This window comes from Okeania sp. SIO2F4, from assembly GCF_010672385.1.
Taxonomy (GTDB): domain Bacteria; phylum Cyanobacteriota; class Cyanobacteriia; order Cyanobacteriales; family Microcoleaceae; genus Trichodesmium.
The window spans coordinates 1-2947 of sequence record NZ_JAAHGT010000777.1 but is presented as its reverse complement, the minus strand read 5'-3'; the positions used below and the strand labels follow the sequence as shown (position 1 = coordinate 2947).

3 protein-coding genes are annotated in these 2947 nt (G+C 31.9%); all 3 read right to left on the bottom strand.

What is annotated here, in order from left to right:
- The coding region (locus F6K22_RS32505) for a response regulator (RefSeq protein WP_293107835.1) at positions 1-457 on the bottom strand (457 nt) is incomplete at its 3' end.
- A gap of 96 nt (positions 458-553) precedes the next feature.
- Positions 554-1960 carry a diguanylate cyclase domain-containing protein gene (locus tag F6K22_RS32500; RefSeq protein WP_293107832.1) on the bottom strand — a complete coding sequence of 469 codons (1407 nt, stop codon included), beginning with the start codon at positions 1958-1960 and terminating at the stop codon, positions 554-556.
- Positions 1961-2173: 213 nt separating this feature from the next.
- Positions 2174-2947: ATP-binding response regulator (locus F6K22_RS32495; RefSeq protein WP_293107830.1), on the bottom strand; the 774-nt coding region annotated here is incomplete at its 5' end.

Below are 2947 nucleotides of genomic sequence, written 5' to 3'. Positions count from 1 at the left end.
CTTTAAGATTATCTTGTTCTATTTTTAATAATTGTCTTTCTTTTTCTAAGAGTCGTTTCTGTTTTTGAATTGTTAATTGACTTTTGATTCTTGCTAAAACTTCTTCTTCTTGAAAAGGTTTGGTGATATAATCTATTCCTCCTACTTCAAAAGCTTTGACTTTATCAAAAACTTCATTTAAAGCACTAATAAAAATTATAGGAATTTCCTGGGTGTTAGGATTCGCTTTTAAGCGTTCACAAACTTGATAGCCATCAAGTTCAGGCATTTTAATATCTAATAAAATTAAATCAGGAATATCAGTTTTTACAGAAAGCAATGCACTTTCTCCATCAATGGCTTTTCTTACCTGATAATTATTATTTTTTAAAAGAGTTGCTAAAACTTTTAAATTTGGCAGGTTATCGTCAACTATCAAAATAATTCCTTCTGAATTTTCCTTTGATATAGTATTCATAGTTTTATGGTCTATAGCAATTCTAAATAGGTTGTAATCTTTGATATAACAGGGTTGGGAGACTAAACCCCTACAGTTTTTTTCACAAATCATTTTTTATGGAGTATAAGCGATCGCTCGGTTGCGTCCTTCTTGTTTCCCTATATATAAAACTTTATCCGCCATTGCAATCAGAGAATCCGGTGAATTTTCCGAACTGGGGATGATACTAGCAATACCCATAGTGGTAGAGACAATTGAACTTACCTGGGATCTTTCGTGGGGAATTGCTATTTTGCGAATAGCTTGTTGGATAAGTTCAGCGATCAAACTTGCCCCTTGCTGATTTGTATTAGGCAAAAGAATCACAAATTCTTCACCCCCATAACGAGCAATCAGATCATAAGGACGATTTAAGACATTCTTTGCAGCTTGAGCAACTTGCTTTAAACAATTATCTCCAGCTTGATGTCCGTAAAAATCATTATATAATTTAAAATAATCCAGATCGAATAATATCAGAGATAAAGGTTGTTTTTCTCTTTGACAACGTTGCCATTCTTTCAATATAATTTCCTGAAAAATACGACGATTAGCAATTCCTGTTAATCCGTCTATGGTTGCGAGATGATTTAGTTCTAATTCTAGCTTTTTCCTTGCCGTAATATCTCTTACAGTAATGGCAAAACCATCAGCTAATTTAACGGCAATGAAATGATACCATTTTTGCTCTTGTTTATGTTTATAAGTAAAGTCTTTTGCTAAAGGTATTCCTGTTTCTACGATTTCAACAAAGGCGAGAAATAAATTAGGGTCAATTTTCTGAATAAATCTTTTAAAAACCAACTTACCGATTAAATTCTCAGTTTCTTGATTAAAAATTTCTGCAATCAGAGGATTAACCAATAAACAGCGAAACTCCTCAATCTTTCCAGTTTTTGGATTTCTGACTGCTTCTAGAGCGGCAATCCCATCAAGGGAACTATTGACAATACTAGAAATGATTGCCCTAGATTGATATAAAATAGCCTCTGCTTCTTTGCGTTGTCTAATTTCTGCTTTAAGATTATCTTGTTCTATTTTTAATAATTGTCTTTCTTTTTCTAAGAGTCGTTTCTGTTTTTGAATTGTTAATTGACTTTTGATTCTTGCTAAAACTTCTTCTTCTTGAAAAGGTTTGGTGATATAGTCTATTCCTCCTACTTCAAAAGCTTTGACTTTATCAAAAACTTCATTTAAAGCACTAATAAAAATTATAGGAATTTCCTGGGTTTGAGGATTTGCTTTTAAGAGTTTACAAACTTGATAGCCATCAAGTTCAGGCATTTTAATATCTAATAAAATTAAATCAGGAATATCAGTTTCTACTGCAATCAGAGCATTTTCCCCATTAATAGCTTTTTTGACTTTATAATTGTTGTTTTTTAAGAGAATTGCTAAAACTTTTAAATTGGAAATTTGATCGTCAACAATTAAAATTGTAGCTTCTAAATTTTGTTTTGGTAAATCATTAGATTTAATCATAATTATATTTTAAATATTTTCAAGAATAATGTAAGCAGTCAGCAAAAGCGCAAGAATAACCTGCGTTTAAGGACGGGGTTTAAATAAATCAGGTCAATAGTGCTAGCTTTTGTAGTCAGAAAAATCTGACTCCATTAATCAAGTTTTGAACACGCACTAAAAGCAATAGCTGAGAGCTGTTAGCTGACGGCTGAATGCTTACAGAATAATTGATCATAAAATAGATTCAATCAGTTGTCTAATTGTCTGAAATTGGAAATCCTCAACTAAACTCTTTAACTTCTCCCCTAATAAAGATTGCTCAACAGGAATCTCATCAATTAGTTCTAAGATAATATCATCATCTAAAGCTTTAGCAGCATAATACACTTTTTCTAACCATTCATTCGGCATTTTCTGTAAATCTTCTACTGTTAAACTCGATGACTCAGTGGAAGTTTGAGATGGCATTTCTTCTTCATAAATATATTCAACTCCTAAATGCTTTTTCATCGTTTCAAAAATCGTTGCTTCTCGGAAAGGTTTCCTGACAAAATCATCACATCCTGCTGATAAAATAATGGCTTTCTGTTCTTCTAATACACTAGCTGTTAAAGCAATAATTGCCGTCGCATTTCCTTTAATTGTACCTTTAATTATTTGAGTTGCTTCATAACCATCCATAATTGGCATTCTCATATCCATCCAAATTAAATGAGGTTGCCATTCATCCCAAATTTCAACAGCTTCTTTTCCATTAGTAGCTTCTTTTAATTCAAATCCTAATGGTTGTAATAGCTTAATTAATAATAAACGATTAGTCGGACGGTCATCTACAATTAATATTTTATATCGGGTTTGATTGGGTTTTAAGGCAATAACATGACGATGATTTTCTTGAGTTTCTATATCTTGTTTATTGATAATAGCAACTTGGATGTAAAATCGAAAAGTTGTACCTTTTCCTACTTGAGAGTTAACGGTAATATCTCCTCCCATTAATTGCAC

Coding starts and splice junctions, on each gene's coding strand:
- F6K22_RS32500 (WP_293107832.1), bottom strand. CDS start 1,960: ATGATTAAATCTAATGATTTACCAAAACAAAATTTAGAAGCTACAATT.